Origin of the sequence: Mesorhizobium sp. M1169 (assembly GCF_040318345.1) — a bacterium.
Taxonomy (GTDB): Bacteria; Pseudomonadota; Alphaproteobacteria; order Rhizobiales; family Rhizobiaceae; genus Mesorhizobium.
The window spans coordinates 160,369-177,956 of the sequence record NZ_JAMYME010000004.1 but is presented as its reverse complement, the minus strand read 5'-3'; the positions used below and the strand labels follow the sequence as shown (position 1 = coordinate 177,956).

Genomic DNA, 17,588 nt, shown 5'->3' with positions numbered 1-17,588 from the left:
TCAGACCTTTTCGACTTCTGGCCGGCCGAGAATGCCGGAAGGCAGGAAGATCAGCACGATCGCCAGGATGGAGAAGGCGGCGACGTCCTTGTAGTCGATCGAGAAATAAGCCGACCACATGCTTTCGATGAAGCCAATCATCAGCCCGCCGAGCACGGCGCCGGGCAGTGAGCCGATGCCGCCGAGCACCGCGGCAGTAAACGCCTTCACACCGGGTGTAAAGCCGTCGGAAAACACAACAACGCCGTAATACATCAGGAACAACGTGCCGGCGACAGCGGCAAGGGCGGCGCCCATAATGAAGGTGATCGAGATGGTGCGATCGACGTCGACGCCGAGCAGCGCGGCCATCTTGCGGTCCTGCTCGCAGGCGCGCTGCGCCCGGCCGAGCGAGGTCTTGTTGACCAGGTACCAGAACAGCGCGAGCAGGACTATGGTGACCAGGACAATGATGATCTGCTTCAGCGAGACGCTGATGCCTTCGATGTTGTAGACCTTGGACACCATTGGCGGGACCGGCTTGTTGCGCGGCCCTTGCGTCACCTGGACGAAATTGGACAGCGCAATCGACATGCCAATCGCGGTGATCAGCGGCGCCAGCCGGAATGAACCACGCAAAGGCCGGTAGGCCACCTTCTCGATCGTCCAGTTATACAGGCTGGTCAGCAGCATCGCGACGATCATCATGATCAGCAGCGCAACGACGATCGGCAGCGAATAGAACAACGCACCGAGGATAAGGAAAACGATGAGCGCGGTGAAAGCGCCGATCATGAAAATGTCGCCATGGGCGAAATTGATCATGCCGATGATGCCGTAGACCATCGTATAGCCGATCGCTATCAGCCCATAGATCGATCCCAGCGTCAGCCCGTTGATAAGCTGCTGGACAAAATACTGCATGCTGTCGTGGCTCCCCTGGAATGTCGCCCATGCAGACGCATTCCTTTTCGTATTTTCCCTAGTCGTAAAGTTTCGAGCCCGGATTGCAACGTGATTTTTCGATCATTACGCGTGTTTTCGCCGCACGTCGTCCGATTGCCCGTTTTGTTCCGGTGCGCCCCCTGGACCATCGCGGACCCTACCATTGGCCTAACGCAATGTCTTTGACGATTCAATCGCAGCATGCGACCCATTTCGAAGAAATCGCCGTCAAAATAAGTTGATGAGCGGGATCGTTGCGCCGTCGAAGGCAATCCGTTTGCGCTCTCTTTCTTTCGCTTGCGTCAGCGTTTTCTCTATTTGACGACGAAGCCGTGCGCGAACGGGTCGCGGTCGTCGATGAAGATCGTGTTCAATCCGGTCATCCGCGCCCACCCGCCGATCGACGGAATGATTGCCGGCTTGCCGGCGACGGTGACCTCTTTCTCCACCCTGCCCTTGAACAGCGACCCGATGATCGATTCGTGGACGAAGTCGTCGCCGACCCCAAGCTTGCCCTTGGCGTGAAGCTGCGCCATCCGCGCCGAGGTGCCGGTGCCGCAGGGCGAGCGGTCGATTGCCTTGTCGCCGTAGAAGACGGCGTTGCGGGCATCGGCTTGCGGGTTGGTCGGCGCCCCGGTCCACAATATGTGCGACAGCTTATCGATGCCGGGATTCTCCGGGTGGACGAAGGAATATTTCTCGTTGAGCCGCTGCCGCATCACCGGGCTCCAGGCGATCAGTTCGCCGGCCGAATGGTCGGCCATGTCGCGATAGGTTTTTTGCGGTTCGACGATGGCGTAGAAATTGCCGCCATAGGCGACATCGACGCTGATCTCGCCGAGCCCGGGGCATTCGACCGTCAGAGCCTCGGCATAGAGGAAGGAAGGCACATTGGTGATGCGCACCTCCTCCACATAGTCGCCGACTTGGCTGTACTCCGCTACGACCAAGCCCGCCGGCGTATCCAGCCTGAGCACGCCCGGTGTCTTCGGCTTGATCAGCCCATGCTCGACGGCAAAAGTTACCGTGCCGATGGTGCCGTGGCCGCACATCGGCAAGCAGCCCGAGGTTTCGATGAACAGGATGGCGATGTCGCAATCTTCACGCGTCGGCGGATAGAGGATCGAGCCGGACATCACGTCATGGCCGCGCGGCTCGAACATCAGCCCGATGCGGATCCAGTCATATTCGGCCAGGAAATGCGCTCGCCGCTCCATCATCGTCGAGCCCTTGAGCAAAGGCCCGCCGCCGGCGACCAGCCGCACCGGATTGCCGCAGGTGTGGCCGTCTATGCAGAAGAAGGAATTCTTGGCCATGCCGGCTCCCAACTGACTGTCTTCGAACTCAAAACCGTTGCGGGCTGAACGGGCCGAGATCGAGCGATGGATTCTGCCCGAGAACGAGCTCGCGGATCAAGCGCCCGGTCACCGCGGCCTGGGTCAGGCCGAGGTGACCGTGGCCGAAACCATACACCACCGACGGCGTTTGTTGCGACCGCCCGATCACCGGCAGCGAATCCGGCAGCGACGGCCGGAACCCCATCCATTCGCGTCCATTGGCCGGATCCAGTCCCGGCAGGAATTTCTGCGCCTTTTCGAGCAGCGCTCTCGAGCGCGCATAATTGGGCGGCCTCTCAAGGCCGCCGAGTTCGACCGCGCCGCCGACGCGCAGGCCCGTCTCGAGCGGCGTGATGACGAAGCCATGTCCGGAGAAGATCAATTGCCGCTTTACGTTGAAGGCAGTCTTCGGCAACGTCGTGTTGTAGCCACGCTCGGTCTCCAGCGGGATTCCGTCGCCGAGATGTCTCGCCAGCAGATGCGACCAGGCCCCGGCAGCGATGACGACGTGCTTCGCCCGTCGCCGCGTGCCGTCGGCCGTGGTCAGGATCGCGCCGTCCTGTCCCGCCTCGACACGCTCGATCCGGGCCCTTTCGAACCCGGCGCCCAACCTCTCGGCATAGGCCCACAAGGCCTTTCCAAGCAGCTTGGGATCGGCAACGGTTTTCCACCCAGGCACGAACGTTCCCTTGACGAAGCGCGGCGACAGACCGGGCTGCAGGGCTGTGAGAGCGCTCCCCTCGACATGGCTGAAGCCGATGCCGAAGCGCTGCCTTGCCGCCCAGCCGGGCAGTGAAGCCTTGAACTCGGTCTCGCTGTCGTAGAGTTCGAGCGAGCCGTCCTCACGCAGCATCGGCCGTGTGCCGGAACGGTCGAGCAAGCCCATCCATTCCGCCTCGGCGAGCTTCATCATCCCGGCCTGCGCGGCAAGGCCGCCTTCATAGCGGTCGCTTCGGCCGGCGCGCCAGAAGCGGACCAGCCAGGGCAGCAGCTTCGGCAGATACGCGGGTGGGATGCTGAGCGGGCCGAGCGGGTCGGCGAGCCATTTCGGCAACTGCTTGATCATGCCCTTGTGGGCGAGCGGCAGCACATCGGAGAAGGCAAAGGCAGCGGCATTGCCGGAGCTGGTTTCCTCACAGATCCCCGTCCGATCGAAGATCGTCACGTTTCGCCCCGCCTCTGCCAGAAAGGCGGCGGCGCAGATGCCGATGATGCCGCCACCAATGATGGCGACATCGAGCGTAGCATTATCATTCATTTCCATGCGCCGCGCTGCACATCTGCAAATGCCTTCAAAGCGACTGGATCAGAATGTCGGCAGCTCTGGCCGCACCGCCAGCGCATCCCTGACGATCTTTTCGACTGCCTTGCGCCGCTCGCCCGACAATGGCTGGCGCGGCATGCGCACGCGGTCGTTGGTGTTGATCGCCAGCACTTCGGCAAGCTTGATGTTCTGCACCAGATAGGTCGAAACGTCGAGGTCGAGCAGCGGCCGGAACCAGCGGTAGATCTTCAACGCCTCCTCGCGGCGGCCCTGTCGCATCAGCTGGTAGATGGCGACGGTCTCGCGCGGGAACGCGGTGACCAGGCCCGCCACCCAGCCGATGGCGCCGACCGACAGCGCCTCGAAGGCGAGATTGTCTACGCCGGTGAACAGGTCGTAGCGGTCGCCGAGGCGGTTGATGATCTCGGTCGAGCGGCGGATGTCGTCGGAGGACTCTTTTATGGCGACGAAGCGTTGGTCCTTCGCCAACTCCTCCATCTGGTCGACGGTAACGTCGACGCGGTAGGCAAGCCGGTTGGAGTAGATCATCACCGGCAGGTCGCCGGCCGCGGCGACGGCGCTGAGTGCCGCGACCGTCTCCTCGGCATTGGTATGGTAGATCGGGCTCGGCACCACCATCAAACCGTTGGCGCCTTCCTTGGCGGCGCGGCGCGCGATCGCCGCCGCCTCGCGTGTACCGGCCTCGTTGACCGTCAACAGCACCGGTTTCTTGCCGGCGATCTTCTGCGCGGTCTTCAGCACCGCGATCTTCTCGTCGTGCGACAGCATCGGGCCTTCGCCGAGCGACCCGCAGACGATGATGCCGTCACAGCCGGCCTCCATCTGCAGCGCAAAGCAGCGCTCCATCTCGGCATGGTCGAGGCCGTCGTCCTCGGTGAATTTGGTCGTAACGGCGGGGAAGACTCCGGCCCACATGTCGATCGCTCCATCTGATATATCAGTCGTATATTTCTTAAGAAGCCGGCTGTCAACGTTGAATCTGATATGATATATCAACAATATATCAGGAGATGCCGCATTGGTATATGACAGCCCGGGCTCCGAGCCGGCAACTGCGAAGGCCTACCGCAGGCTCGAGCACATGATCGTAACTCTCGAACTGGCGCCGGCGAGCTTCATCACCGAGGGGGCGCTGATTGACAGGCTCGGCCTCGGCCGCACCCCGGTTCGCGAAGCAATCCAGCGGCTGGCCTGGGAGGGCCTGCTCGAGGTCCGGCCGCGCGCCGGCATCGCCATCGCGCCGCTTCACCCCGGCGACTGGCTGCGTGTCCTCGACGCCCGCCGTGGCGTCGAGGTGGTGCTTGCCCGCTCGGCCGCCCGCTTCGTCACCCGCGAGGCCGCCGACCTGTTCCATGACGCTGCCCTTGCCATGCAAAAGGCGGTGATTTCGGAAAATGTGTTCTACTTTATCCAGGCCGACAAGGCGCTCGACGAGGCGCTGGCCCTGGCTGCCGACAACCCGTTCGCCGCGCGCCTGGCGGCACCCTTGCAAACCCATAGCCGTCGCTTCTGGTTCCGCTACAAGGCCGATACCGGCTTGGCCGAATCCGCCGAGCATCATGTCGCACTGATCCGTTCGATCCTCGCAGGCGACGAAGATGCCGCGGCCAAGGACGCCAAGCGCCTGATGGCGCTTTTGCGCGGCCATGCCGAGGCAGCTGCCACACGCTGAGCCTGCCATTTCGTCATGCGCCCTGGCCGGGCAGGGCCATCACGTTTTCCCAATTGTCGCCGGCCGCGACGATGCAGCTTCTGCCGGCGATATCGGTGACGACGATGGTCCAGGTTCCGGTCTCGGCGACAAAGACTTCCATGACCGCCTCATGACCGATCAGCCCCAAAGCAAACTGCCTTTCCTGGAACTTCTCGCTCAAATGGGCGACGAGCTCGCCATGTTCAACGCAGTGTTGATATTGCGCGCCTGCGGTGTTCGTACCCACCGCCAATGCGCCAGCAAGAACCAGGGTTTTCACCCATCTCAACAGCGATTTGCGTGCCATAGGGCACCTCCTTTGCCATCACGTTCCGGCAAAGGAGGGGTTTGACGGCCTCATTTTGCCGGAGCGATCCAGGCCGGTTCCGACGTCATCATCATCGCGTCGTTCCTTTCTGTGTTCCGGTCTGCCATTGGTGGGAACGATTTAAGATGTTCCCATTATGTTCTCGATATATGGTATCGATAATGGAAAAGCGCAAGCAGGCGCCCAAGCGGGCGCCTGCAGATCCGTTTTACGGCTGTCGCCGAAAGAATGAGCCACAGGCCGCGCGGCCATGCCGAGGCGCGCAGACCCGTGATAAATCGTTCAGGTGCCTGGCAGCGCCGCTTTCGTCATCGCGCTCTCCCAGCCTTCGCCGACTGAAATCACGCAGCTTTGACCTTTTGTGTCGCTGGCGAGGATGGTCCATGTGCCCTTGTCGGAAACGAAGACTTCAAGCACCACATTCGGATTGACGACGCCGACCGCGCTCGGGTTTTCATGAAACTTCTCGCCGAGCGCCTTGACCATATCGGCGCGTGCCGCACATTGCTCGGCAGCCATTGCCGGGACGGCGGAAAGGGCCATCGCAGCGCAAGCTATAGTCGCCATGAGACGTGCCATCTGACACCTCCTTTGCGCCGGACGATATCCCCCGGAGCCGTCACCAGCGCCGTTGGTTGATCTGCCAGCATCTCCTTCGCGGCAGGACTGCAACCTAAGAAGATTGCTGCCTTCTTGGTTCCATCACATTAGTGTTCATGCCGATGAAGACCGCGGCAAAAAGGCCCGAGCTTGGTGCCCGGGCCTTTTCTTGCTTTCTGCGATTTGGATCAGTTCATCGTCGGGGTGACGAATTCGGCGCCATCCTTCACGCCGGCCCGCGCGCCCGAAGCCGAAGGCGAGGACGCGCTGACAGGAAACCGTTCGGTCAGTTCATCGTCGGGATGACGAACTCGGCACCGTCCTTCACGCCGGACGGCCAGCGCGACGTTACCGTCTTGGTCTTGGTGTAGAAGCGGAACGCGTCCGGCCCGTGCTGGTTGAGGTCGCCGAAGGAGGACGCCTTCCAGCCGCCAAAGGTGTAGTAGGCGATCGGCACCGGGATCGGCACGTTGATGCCGACCATGCCGACCTGAACCCGCGAGGCGAAGTCGCGCGCCGCGTCGCCGTCGCGGGTGAAGATGGCGACGCCATTGCCCATCTCGTGCTCGTTGGCGAGCTTGATGGCGTTCTCGTAGGTCGGTGCGCGCACCACCGACAGCACCGGCCCGAAGATCTCTTCCTTGTAGATGCGCATGTCGGCGGTCACGTTGTCGAACAGGCAGCCACCCATATAGTAGCCGTTCTCGTAGCCCTGCATGGAAAAGCCGCGGCCGTCGACGACCAGCTTGGCGCCTTCCTTGACGCCGGTGTCGACATAGGACTTGACCCGTTCCAACGCCTGCGCCGTCACCAGCGGGCCGAAATCGGCGGAAGAATCCGTCGACGGACCGACCTTCAGGCTCTCGACGCGCGGTACCAGTCTTTCCATCAGCCGGTTGGCGGTGTCGTTGCCGACCGGGACGGCCACCGAGATCGCCATGCAGCGCTCGCCGGCCGAGCCGTAGCCGGCGCCGATCAGCGCGTCGACGGTCTGGTCCATGTCGGCATCCGGCATGATGATCATGTGATTCTTGGCACCGCCGAAGCACTGCACGCGCTTGCCGGCCGCGCAGCCGCGCGAATAAATGTACTGGGCGATCGGTGTCGAGCCGACGAAACCGATGGCCTTGATGTCGGCGTCGTCGAGGATAGCGTCGACCACTTCCTTGTCGCCATTGACGACATTGAGGATGCCCGCCGGCAGACCGGCCTCGATAAACAGTTCGGCAATGCGCATCGGCACGCCCGGGTCGCGTTCGGACGGCTTGAGAATGAAGGCATTGCCGCAGGCGATGGCCGGCGCGATCTTCCACAGCGGGATCATCGCCGGAAAATTGAACGGCGTGATGCCGGCGACGACGCCGAGCGGCTGGCGCATCGAATAGACGTCTATGCCGGGGCCGGCGCCATCGGTGAACTCGCCCTTCATCATATGCGGCGCACCGATACAGACCTCGACCACTTCGAGGCCGCGCTGGATGTCACCCTTGGCGTCGGCGATGGTCTTGCCGTGTTCGCGCGCCAATATCTCGGCCAGCGCGTCATACTCTTTGGCGACCAACTCGAGGAACCGCATCAGGACGCGTACGCGCCGCTGCGGATTGGTCGCCGCCCAGCCGGGCTGTGCGGCCCTGGCGTTTTCGACCGCCGCACGCAATTCCGCCTGCGAAGCCAGCGCCACCGTGCCGCGCACCGTGCCGTCCATCGGCTGCATGACGTCCTGCTTGCGGCCGCTGGTTCCGGCGACGCGCTTGCCGCCGATGAAATGACCGTATTCGATCATGGTCTCTCTCCCTGGTTCGTGATGAGGCATTGTCCGCCTTTGCGGGAGCGATGGCAACGCGAGCGAAAACGCAACCGTTGTGCAGAAAATAGATAGCGGTTGACGGCAGAGCATCAATTCTCGCAAATAGGAAGAATGCAGGTCCCCAGCAGCAAGGATTGAGATTGAGTTCCTTCACCGCCCCCCTCTGTCCTGCCGGACATCTCCCCCTCAAGGGGGGAGATTGGCTGTCACGCCCGCCTTCGGAAATCTTCACCGCGGCAAGAAAGACGCCTGCGGCGAAACTGCCAATCTCCCCCCTTGAGGGGGAGATGTCCGGCAGGAAAGAGGGGGGCGCGAAGGAACGCGGTTTTGATCGTTATCGCCAGGACCCTCATGAACTGGGATGATGCCCGTATCTTCCTTGCCGTAGCGCGGGCCGGCCAGATCCTCGGCGCCGCCAGGCGGCTGGAGCTTAATCACGCGACCGTCTCGCGCCGCATTGCCGCCCTCGAGGCAGCGCTCAGGACAAAACTGTTTCGCCGGCTTACCACCGGCAGTGAGCTGACGCCGGCGGGCGAGCGTTTCCTCGAGATTGCCGAACGCATGGAGGGCGACATGATCGCCGCGCGCTCGACCGTTTCAGGCGAAGGCGACGACATCTCGGGCACCGTGCGCATCGGCGCGCCGGACGGCTTTGGCGTCGCCTTCCTGGCCAGGCGCCTCGGCGCGCTGACCGCTCTGCACCGTGAGCTCACCATCCAGCTGGTGCCGGTGCCACGCTCCTTCTCTTTGTCCCGGCGCGAGGCCGACATTGCCATCACCGTCGAACGACCGACGGAAGGCCGCCTGGTGGCGGGAAAGCTGGTCGACTACACGCTCGGCCTGTTCGCGTCGCGTGCCTACGCCGATACCCATGGCCTGCCCGGAACCGCCGCCGAGCTAGGCCAGCATACGCTGATCGGCTACGTGCCGGACCTGATCGTCAGTCCCTCGCTCGACTACGCGGCCGAATTCAGCCCCGACTGGCGGACCAGCTTCGCCATTTCCTCCGCGCTCGGCCAGGCCGAAGCGGTGCGTTCCGGCGCCGGCATCGGCATCCTGCACACCTTCGTTGCCCGCTCGATGCCGGAGCTGGTGCCTCTCGATATCGTCGCACCCATCCGCCGCGCCTACTGGCTGGTCTATCATGAATCGGTCAGGCCGCTGCGCCGCGTCCAGGTCGTCGCGAGCTTCATTACCAAGGCCGTCGAACGGGACAGGGGTTTGTTCGCGTGAGCCTGCCGGCCGCTGGCTGTGTTAGCTGGTGGGCGTCTTACTTGGCGTATCGTCCGGGCCCGAGATCGCCGACGTCGATGTCGGGCACCCGGCTGGAGATGATGTCGGCCAGAACTTTGGCCGAGCCGCAGGCCATGGTCCAGCCGAGTGTGCCATGGCCGGTGTTGAGATAGAGATTGGAGAAATCGGTGCGGCCGATCAGCGGCGGCCCATCCGGTGTCATCGGCCGCAGGCCGCACCAGAAGGTCGCCGATCGCATGTCGCCGCTGCCCGGAAACAGGTCGCCGACCGAATGTTCGAGCGTGCGGCGCCGCGATTCATGCAGCCGCAGGTCGAAGCCGGAAATCTCCGCCGTGCCGCCGACCCGGATACGGTCGCCGAGCCGGGTGATCGCTACTTTGTAGCTCTCGTCCATCACGGTCGAGACCGGTGCAGCGGCGGCGTCCTTGATCGGCAGGGTGATCGAATAGCCCTTGACCGGGTAGACCGGGATGGGCCGCTTCAGCATGCGCATGAACCGTGCCGAATAGCTGCCCATCGCCATCACATAGGCATCGGCGACCATCAAGCCCTTGCTGGTGCTGATGTTGGTGATGCGATCGCGCTTCTTGACGACGCGCCATATCTCCGTGTCGTATTCGAAGGTGACGCCGCGTGCCGCGCAAAGCTCGGCAAGCCTGTCGGTGAACATCTTGCAGTCGCCGGTTTCGTCGCCGGGCAACCGCAGGCCACCGACGAATTTCTCGCGCACGCCGGCCAGCCCAGGCTCGGCTGCAATGCAGCCGTCGGGGTCGAGGACCTCGTAGGGGACGCCATAGGCCTTCAGCACCTCGACATCGCCGCCGAAGCCGTCGAGCTGCTTTTGCGTTCGGAAGAGCTGCAGCGTGCCCTTGGCGCGCTCGTCATAGGCGATGCCGGTCGCCTCGCGCAGCGCCTTCAGCGTGTCGCGGCTGTACTCGGCCAGCGGCACCATGCGCGCCTTGTTCAGCGCGTAGCGTTCAGCCGTGCAATTGCGCAGCATCTTGACCAGCCATATCCACATATGCGGATCGAGGGCCGGTCGCACCACCAGTGGACCGTGCTTCATCAAAAGCCATTTGATGGCCTTCAGCGGAACGCCGGGCCCGGCCCAGGGCGAGGCATAGCCGGGCGAGATCTCGCCGGCATTGGCAAAGCTGGTTTCCAGCGCCGGGCCTTTCTGGCGATCGATCACCGTCACCTGATGACCGGCCTCGGCAAGAAAATAGGCGGTGGTGACCCCGATCACGCCGCCGCCCAGCACGAAGATCTTCATCGTTTGGTTCTCCGCGGCGGCATCTCGTCGGGATTCGAGACCGGGATCATCGCCGCCTCATGTCTGCCGGATTCTGTGGCGTCAGCCAAGTGCCGATGCTTAGGGAAAAGACATGCGTGAGGACAACAACCTTGCGTCCTAGCCATTCACATAGCGCCGGTGGAAACGGTGGCCGAGGCTGGTCAAGACCTCATAGCCGATGGTGCCGGCCTGGCCGGCTACCTGATCCACCGTCTGCGACGACGGTCCGATCAGTTCGACGAGGTCGCCGGCCTTCAGCCTGCCGGGCGGCAGTGCGGAAATGTCGAGGATGATCGTATCCATCGAGACCCGGCCGACGAAGGGCAGCCGCACATTTTCGAGCCAGGCGGCGGAAGCGGCGCGACGATGCCAGCCATCGCCGTAGCCGAGCGAAATCGTCGCCGCAGCAAGCGGGGCCTTGGCGTGGAAAGTGTGACCGTAGCCGACACCGGCGCCGGCCTCCAATATCCGCGTCTGGATGACCTTGGCCTGCAATCGCACCACCGGCAGCATCGGGTTTTCCTTCGCCGGCGTCGGATTGATGCCATAGAGAGCGGCACCCGGACGAACGAGGTCGTAGTGATAGCGCTGCCCGAGAAAAATGCCTGATGAATTGGCAAACGAAGCCGGCGCTTCCGGCAGCATCCGGCGCAGCCGTTCGAATTCCAGCCGCTGCCGCTCGTTGGCCGGCTGCTCGGGTTCATCGGCGCAGGCGAGATGGCTCATCACGAACGTCAGTTCGACACCGTCGAAAGCCTGCGGATCCTGCGCGACTGCCTTCACCTCGGATGGCGTCATGCCGAGCCGCGACATGCCGCTGTCGACCTGGAGGGCGGCCGGCAACTTACGGCCCACCCGCCCGGCCATCTCGCGCCATGCCGCGAGTTGGCTGGCGCTGTTGAGTACTGGGCAAAGCCCTGCCGCAACCGCTTCCGTTTCCGCACCCGGCGGAATGCCGTTCAGCACATAAATGGCCGGGACTGAGCCGAGCGCCTTGCGCAGCAAGATGCCGCCGGCCAAATGCGCAACAAAGAAAGTATTACAGCCCTCACCCATCAGCGCCGCCGCCACCGGCGCCGCGCCAATCCCATAGCCGTCGGCCTTGACCACTCCAGCACAGCCGACGCCGCCCAGCCGCGCCTTCAGCCGCCGGTAGTTCTCACGGACGGCGCCGAGATCGATGGTCAGGATCGCCCCTGCCGCGGCTTCGCTGATCGGTTCGCCCAGGGTGACGGTCGGCGGAAGAGATTTGCTGGAGATGTCGTTCATGCCGACCTGTTTTAACGGAAGGCCGGCGGCTACGCCACCAGGTGCCGGAACGCCGCTACCACGTCTTCGTAGACCTTGCGCTTGAACGGCACGATCAGGCCCGGCAATTCCAGCATCGGCCGCCACGCCCACCGGTCGAACTCGGCCTTGTGGCCACCCGGCGGCGGATTGATCTCGATCTCGCTTTCGTCGCCGTGGAAACGGAAGGCAAACCATTTCTGCGTCTGGCCGCGATATCGTCCCTTGAAGGCGACGCCGACCAGATGCGCCGGCAGGTCGTATTTGATCCAGTGCGGCGCCTCGGCCAGCAGCGACACCGAGCGCATGCCGGTCTCTTCGTAAAGTTCACGCGCCGCCGCGGGCAGCGGCTCCTCACCATCATCGATGCCGCCCTGCGGCATCTGCCAGAGCTGCGTCGTTCCAGCGAATTCGCTGTCCGGCTCGGCAATGCGACGGCCGACCCAGACCAGGCCGGCCTCATTGAGGACCATCACCCCTACGCAGGGCCGGTAGGGCAGCGTCTCGGGCTCAACGAGCTTGTTCTTTGTCATCTCAGCCTTTTTCCGGATCTATGGCCACCGCCGAAACCGGCACGATCTCGATGCCACGCTTCTTGGCCTCGGTCACCCAGGAAGACACGGTATCCACCGTCAGGTCGAAAGCCGAGCCGATGCCGACGGCAAAGCCTTTCGCCCGTGCCGTGGCTTCCAGCCCATCCAGTTTCTTCAATATGGCGCCGCGGTCCTGCACCGCATCGATCGCCGTATCGCCGCCGACGAACGGCACGCCGTCCTTCAGCGCCAGTTCGGGTGCCAGGCTGCGCGCCGACGAACCGTCGTCGACATAGGCCAGACCACGCTTGCCAAGCTCGGCCATCAACGGCCCCATCGCCGTCGCGTCGGCCGAAAAGCGGGCGCCCATATAGTTCATGACGCCGGTGTAGTTGGTCGTTCGCGACAGCGCCCAGCGTAAATTCTTCAAATTCTCGTCCGGCGTTGCAGCCACGGTCAGCGTGTTACGGCCGGGATTGACGTTCGGATAGTCGAACGGCTCAAGCGGTACCTGCATGATGACCTCATGGCCGCTCTGCCGCGCCACCTGCATCCAGCGGCCGATGCTGTTGCCTTGCGGCGCGAAGGCCAGCGTCACTTCCGCCGGCAGCTTGGCGATGGCTGCCTGCGTGCCGGTCTGCGACACGGCAAGCCCGCCGATGACGAGCGCCACGCGTGCACCGCGAGCCCCGGACCACGGCCGCGCATAGACATCGAACGGGCGCCTGCCGTCGGCGGCGCGGATCGGCAACGGACCGGTTTCGCTGGCCTCGACCAGCGCCTTGTCGGGAATATGTGCGATCCTGAGGTTCTGGCCGATCGTCGAAGGGTCGCGAATGACTATGGCCGCATCGGGTAGAGCGGCGCCCCCCTCGGTCTGGACGTGGATGATCTGCGGACCGCCCGTCTTCGGCCCGCTTATGTTGGCCCCGCTTGCGTTGCTTGGCGCAGCCATTTCGGGCGTCGCCTTGGCGGGCGCGGCGGCGGTATCCGCCGCCGGCGTCTTCGGCGTCGAAACGGCTACTTCTTGCAGCTTCCGGAACGGCTTGTCTCGCAAGGCGATCGCGCTGGAGACGCCGACCACGGACAGCACGACAAGCGCGGCCGCGACCGTACCGGCGCTGATCTGGCTGCCTGAGCGCGGCAGCCGAATCGCCTGTCCGAGAGGTCGTTCTATGTCCTTGCCGATATCAGCCAAGCCCGCACCCTCCGGCGTGCATCCCCGAAGTAAACCTTCTCCGGAGGCGCAAAATCCAAAATGTCGGCGCGTCCCCTTGCATCACTGGACGCGCGGCATGCCGGCCGCGGCCCCCGAATCAAACTGCCGGAGCCTCGCGGCCCCGGCAGCATCGCATCGCTTCGCTCAGGCAGCCAGACCTGTTTGGCCCGGCTTGCCTGCCCTTACTGGTTCAACACGGCCTTTTGCGGATTCGGCGGGAACGCCGGATCCGTCTTCTGGCCGCGCAGCAGCTGCTCGGCATAGATGAGCTGCAAATCGTCCTTCGGTTCCGGCGGCACATAGGCTGCCGAACCCGAACCGGTCGTGCTTTCGTCGGCGCCCTTGATATGGCCCTTGAGGTCAGATTCGCCGCGCGTCAGGTCCCTGCCCTGCAGTTCCGCCGGCAGCGGCTGGTCGACCTTGATGTCGGGCGTGATGCCCTTGCCCTGGATCGACTTGCCGGACGGCGTGTAATAGAGCGCCGTCGTCAGCCGCAGCGCCCCGTTCTCGCCAAGCGGGATGATGGTCTGCACCGAACCCTTGCCGAAGGATTGCGTGCCGACCACCGTGGCGCGGCGCAGATCCTGCAGCGCGCCGGCGACGATTTCCGAGGCACTGGCCGAGCCGCCATTGACGAGCACGATCAGCGGCTTGCCGCCGATGTCGTCGCCGGCCCGCGCGTCGAAGCGGGTGACGTCCTTCGGATCGCGGCCGCGCGTCGAGACGATCTCGCCACGGTCGAGGAAGGCATCCGACACGCTCACCGCCTGGTCGAGCAAACCGCCCGGATTGAGGCGCAGGTCGAGCACGTAGCCCTTGAGCTTGTCGTTCGGCACCTGCTTCTTGATGGTGTCGATGGCATTCTCGAGGTCGTCATAGGTTTTTTCGGTAAAGGAGGTGATCTTCATGTAGCCGATGTCGTTTTCGACCCGGAACTTGACCGCCTTGACCTTGATGATATCGCGCACGACGGTCAGTTCGATCGGCTTGTCGGCGCCCTGGCGCAAGATGGTGAGCTTGATCGGCGTATTGACCAGCCCGCGCATCTTCTCGACGGCGTCGTTGAGCGTCAGGCCGCGGACCTCCTCGCCGTCGATCTTGGCGATATAGTCGCCGGCGAGCACGCCTGCCTTGGCGGCCGGCGTATCGTCGATCGGCGTGATCACCTTGACCAGGTCGTTCTCCATGGTGACCTCGATGCCGAGGCCGCCGAATTCGCCCTTGGTCTGCACGCGCATGTCCTGCGCTTCTTCGGCATTCATGTAGGAGGAGTGTGGGTCGAGCGACGACAGCATGCCGTTGATGGCATTTTCAACCAGCGACTTGTCGTCGGGCGGCGTCACATAATTCGCCCGCACCCGTTCGAAGATATCGCCGAAGATCGCCAGTTGCTTATAGGTCTCGGAGCCCGCAGCTTTCGCTGTCGAGCCGGGCGCGCCATAGACCAGGCTCATCGCCGATGCACCCATCAGCGCACCGGCAAACAGAAGCGACAGTTTCCGCATCATTCACGTCCTTCCAGAAAAACGGTCCGCCCACCATGGGGCCGGATCGACGGGTTTTCCATCCTTGCGGAACTCGACATAGAGCTCCGGCGTGGCATTTCCATTCTTCGATGCCGAGGTGCTCGCCACCCGGGCCTCTCCCATCGCGCCGACCGGCTCACCTGCGAGCACCGACTGGCCAGACGCGACGCTGATTCTGCTCATCCCCGCCAGGACGACATGATAGCCGTCACCCGCATTCAGGATCAAGAGTTGACCGTAAGAGCGGAAAGGCCCCGCATAAAGCACATTTCCATCCGCCGGCGCTGTGACGATGGCTCCCGATTGTGTCGCAACCATGTCACCGAGCATCATCGCGCCGTTACCGTCGTCGGCCCCGAAGCGCCGCTTGATCCTGCCGGTGACCGGCAGCGCGATCTGCCCTTGAAGCGCGGAAAACGGCGCGGCAGCGGTGAGCCTGTTGCTCTCCGGCACCGGCAGCGAGGCCAATTCCGTCGGCGCCGCAGCCGATGCCGGGCCCTTGTCGGCGTCGGCGGTCTTTTGCTCGGCTGCCTTGGCCGCATCCGCCGCCTTGCGGGCTCTGTCGGCCTCGAGCGAGGCGATCAGTTCTTTCAGGCTGCCGGCCTTGGCCGCCAGCGTCGCGGACCGCTGCTTTTCGGCGGCCAGCGCGGTTTGCGTATCGGCGGCGAGCTTCTGCTTGGCTTCGAGCAGCATGCCGAGCCGCTTTTTTTCCGCCGCCTGCTCGCCGACAGCTGCCGTCAGCCGCGCCCGCTCGGCCTCAATCGAGGCCGTCACCCGCGATTGCTCCTTGAGGTCGGCCAGCAACATGTCGGTCTGCTGGCGCAATTCCGGCACCACGGCACCGAGCAGGATGGCGCTGCGCACCGACGACAATGCGTCCTCCGGCTTGACCAGGATCGCCGGCGGCGGATTGAGCCCCATGCGCTGCAGCGCGCCGAGCACTTCGGCCAGAACGTCGCGTCTGGCGGCCAGTGAGGCGCGGATCTTCTGCCCCTGCGCCTTCAGCCCTTCCAGCTTGCCGCCAATGTCCTCGATGTCCTGGCCGAGCTTCTGCTCGGTCATCGCCGACTGGATCAGCGCCGCGGTGATCGAGGCGTGGTCCTTCTTGACAGCCGCTATGTCGGCGGCGAGCTTGGCCAGCCGCTCGGACGACAGCGTGATCTCTTTCGATACTTTTTCGTATTCGGCGCGGCTCTGGTCCGGGTCGGGCGTCAGGTCGAGCGTGTTCTCGGCCCGCGCGACGCCGAGCGAAAGCGCGATCGTCGCCACGGCGATGCCGTAGCGCACGCGCCAGGAGCCCGTTCGTGATTTCCAGTCTTCAGACATTGAAGCCCAACTCTATGCGCGGCTTCGTTAACGAACCATCAACCATGTTCGAGCCCCGGCCGTCATCGACAAACCCCATGAGCCCAAACTGTCGATGAGCATTGGGGCAAAAATCCGGGCGGCTGGCATCAATTCGCCGACGGAGCCGAGTTCATGAACGATGGTAGGGGTGACCGGAAAGGATCGTGGCCGCCCGGTAAAGCTGCTCGCCCAGCATCACGCGGACCAGCTGATGCGGCCAGGTCAGCGCGCCGAGCGACACCGTCAGATCAGCCAGGTCGCGCAGTGACTGGTCATGGCCGTCGGCGCCGCCAATGGCGATCACCAGCGCCTTGCGCCCGCCATCGCGCAGCGAACCTATGCGGCCGGCGAAATCCTCGGAGGAAAGGTTCTTGCCGCGCTCATCGAGCAGCATCAGCGCCGTGCCCGGTTGCAAGTGCGTCTGCAGCTTCTGGCCTTCCTCGCGCCGGCGCTCATTGGCCGTCTGCGCGCGACCTTCGGCAATCTCGACGATCCCAGCGAATTCGAGGCCTACGGCAGGACCGCTCCTGGCAAAACGCTCGAAATAGCGGTCGGCCAACTGCTTCTCGGGGCCGGCTTTCATTCGGCCCACGGCATGAACCGTAATCTTCATCCCTGCCTCGAAGAGCCGCTGATGCATGTCGGACGACGACATGCATCAAGACGAGTACGGCTCAGTGGAGGGTCTCCTCCTCGAGATCAGGCGCCTGCCACATCTTTTCGAGATTGTAGAAGTCGCGGACCTCGGGACGGAAGACATGGACGATGATGTCGCCCGAATCGATCAGGACCCAGTCGGCGCCAGCCAGCCCCTCGACGCGCGCCGTGCCGAGCCCGGCATCCTTCAGCGCCTTGAGGAGATGATCGGCAACAGCCGAGACATGACGGTGCGATCGGCCCGATGCGACGACCATGTAGTCGCCGAGGCTCGATTTCCCCTGAATGTCGATTGAGACGATATTTTCGGCCTTGGAGTCTTCCAGACTGGCAAGGACTGTCTTGATGGCGCGGGACACGGCGTCGTTTACGCTGATCCCGGCCGGCGAAGGCACGATGTCGGCCTTCTTCCGCAGTGCTGTTCTCAGTGTATTTCCTTTCGCAGCAAGAACAACCAAATCACCTCTGAAATCAGGTGACACTGCTTAGATAGGCAG

Annotated in this window: 16 protein-coding genes and 1 pseudogene; 2 read left to right on the top strand and 15 right to left on the bottom strand. The window is 63.6% G+C overall.

All coding sequences use genetic code 11. From position 1 onward, the window contains the following. From NKH41_RS06025 to NKH41_RS06010, 4 genes are all read right to left on the bottom strand, one after another. On the bottom strand, positions 1 to 903 hold the full coding sequence (locus NKH41_RS06025; RefSeq protein ID WP_352454929.1) for a branched-chain amino acid ABC transporter permease: 903 nt from the start codon (positions 901 to 903) through the stop codon (positions 1 to 3). Positions 904 to 1,238: 335 nt separating this feature from the next. Further along, on the bottom strand, positions 1,239 to 2,240 hold the full coding sequence (locus NKH41_RS06020) for a 4-hydroxyproline epimerase (protein ID WP_352932270.1): 1,002 nt from the start codon (positions 2,238 to 2,240) through the stop codon (positions 1,239 to 1,241). A gap of 28 nt (positions 2,241 to 2,268) precedes the next feature. Then, on the bottom strand, positions 2,269 to 3,519 hold the full coding sequence (locus NKH41_RS06015; protein ID WP_352767574.1) for an NAD(P)/FAD-dependent oxidoreductase: 1,251 nt from the start codon (positions 3,517 to 3,519) through the stop codon (positions 2,269 to 2,271). Between the two features lie 48 nt (positions 3,520 to 3,567). Then, complete coding sequence (locus NKH41_RS06010; protein WP_352471244.1) at positions 3,568 to 4,461, bottom strand: dihydrodipicolinate synthase family protein; 894 nt, start codon at positions 4,459 to 4,461, stop codon at positions 3,568 to 3,570. A gap of 166 nt (positions 4,462 to 4,627) precedes the next feature. Between NKH41_RS06010 and NKH41_RS06005 the strand changes: the two genes are divergently transcribed. Then, on the top strand, positions 4,628 to 5,218 hold the full coding sequence (locus NKH41_RS06005; RefSeq protein ID WP_502893709.1) for a GntR family transcriptional regulator: 591 nt from the start codon (positions 4,628 to 4,630) through the stop codon (positions 5,216 to 5,218). 13 nt (positions 5,219 to 5,231) lie between these two features. Here NKH41_RS06005 and NKH41_RS06000 read toward each other — a convergent pair whose 3' ends face one another. From NKH41_RS06000 to NKH41_RS05990, 3 genes are all read right to left on the bottom strand, one after another. Further along, positions 5,232 to 5,546: a hypothetical protein gene (locus NKH41_RS06000; protein ID WP_352471246.1), complete on the bottom strand. Its 315-nt coding sequence runs from the start codon at positions 5,544 to 5,546 to the stop codon at positions 5,232 to 5,234. A gap of 303 nt (positions 5,547 to 5,849) precedes the next feature. Further along, positions 5,850 to 6,146, bottom strand: coding sequence for a hypothetical protein (locus NKH41_RS05995; RefSeq protein WP_352471247.1), 297 nt, complete (start codon positions 6,144 to 6,146; stop codon positions 5,850 to 5,852). Positions 6,147 to 6,453: 307 nt separating this feature from the next. After that, positions 6,454 to 7,950, bottom strand: a complete 1,497-nt coding sequence (locus tag NKH41_RS05990) for a CoA-acylating methylmalonate-semialdehyde dehydrogenase (protein WP_352767571.1) — start codon at positions 7,948 to 7,950, stop codon at positions 6,454 to 6,456. Between the two features lie 375 nt (positions 7,951 to 8,325). Here NKH41_RS05990 and NKH41_RS05985 point away from each other — a divergent pair, with 375 nt between their 5' ends. Then, complete coding sequence (locus NKH41_RS05985) at positions 8,326 to 9,207, top strand: LysR family transcriptional regulator (protein ID WP_352613322.1); 882 nt, start codon at positions 8,326 to 8,328, stop codon at positions 9,205 to 9,207. Between the two features lie 37 nt (positions 9,208 to 9,244). Here the strand turns inward: NKH41_RS05985 and NKH41_RS05980 are convergent. The 8 genes and pseudogenes from NKH41_RS05980 to rsfS all read right to left on the bottom strand — a co-directional run. Beyond that, positions 9,245 to 10,522, bottom strand: a pseudogene (locus NKH41_RS05980) (D-amino acid dehydrogenase); the annotation flags it as partial. A gap of 117 nt (positions 10,523 to 10,639) precedes the next feature. Next, positions 10,640 to 11,791, bottom strand: a complete 1,152-nt coding sequence (gene alr, locus NKH41_RS05975) for an alanine racemase (protein WP_352767569.1) — start codon at positions 11,789 to 11,791, stop codon at positions 10,640 to 10,642. Between the two features lie 29 nt (positions 11,792 to 11,820). Continuing rightward, entirely contained in the window at positions 11,821 to 12,342 is a 522-nt protein-coding gene (locus tag NKH41_RS05970) for an RNA pyrophosphohydrolase (protein ID WP_352767568.1), read from the bottom strand. A gap of 1 nt (position 12,343) precedes the next feature. After that, entirely contained in the window at positions 12,344 to 13,540 is a 1,197-nt protein-coding gene (locus NKH41_RS05965; RefSeq protein ID WP_352767566.1) for a divergent polysaccharide deacetylase family protein, read from the bottom strand. Between the two features lie 203 nt (positions 13,541 to 13,743). Next, positions 13,744 to 15,069: a S41 family peptidase gene (locus NKH41_RS05960; protein ID WP_023678065.1), complete on the bottom strand. Its 1,326-nt coding sequence runs from the start codon at positions 15,067 to 15,069 to the stop codon at positions 13,744 to 13,746. Next, positions 15,070 to 16,413 (bottom strand): murein hydrolase activator EnvC family protein, encoded by a 1,344-nt coding sequence (locus tag NKH41_RS05955; protein WP_352767565.1) that lies wholly within the window; start codon positions 16,411 to 16,413, stop codon positions 15,070 to 15,072. A gap of 151 nt (positions 16,414 to 16,564) precedes the next feature. After that, positions 16,565 to 17,047 carry a 23S rRNA (pseudouridine(1915)-N(3))-methyltransferase RlmH gene (gene rlmH, locus NKH41_RS05950; protein WP_023678067.1) on the bottom strand — a complete coding sequence of 161 codons (483 nt, stop codon included), beginning with the start codon at positions 17,045 to 17,047 and terminating at the stop codon, positions 16,565 to 16,567. A 61-nt stretch (positions 17,048 to 17,108) separates the two neighbouring features. Continuing rightward, the gene (gene rsfS, locus NKH41_RS05945; RefSeq protein WP_023678068.1) at positions 17,109 to 17,486 is read right to left on the bottom strand and encodes a ribosome silencing factor; all 378 of its coding nucleotides are present in this window, start codon (positions 17,484 to 17,486) and stop codon (positions 17,109 to 17,111) included. Between the last annotated feature and the right edge of the window lie 102 nt (positions 17,487 to 17,588).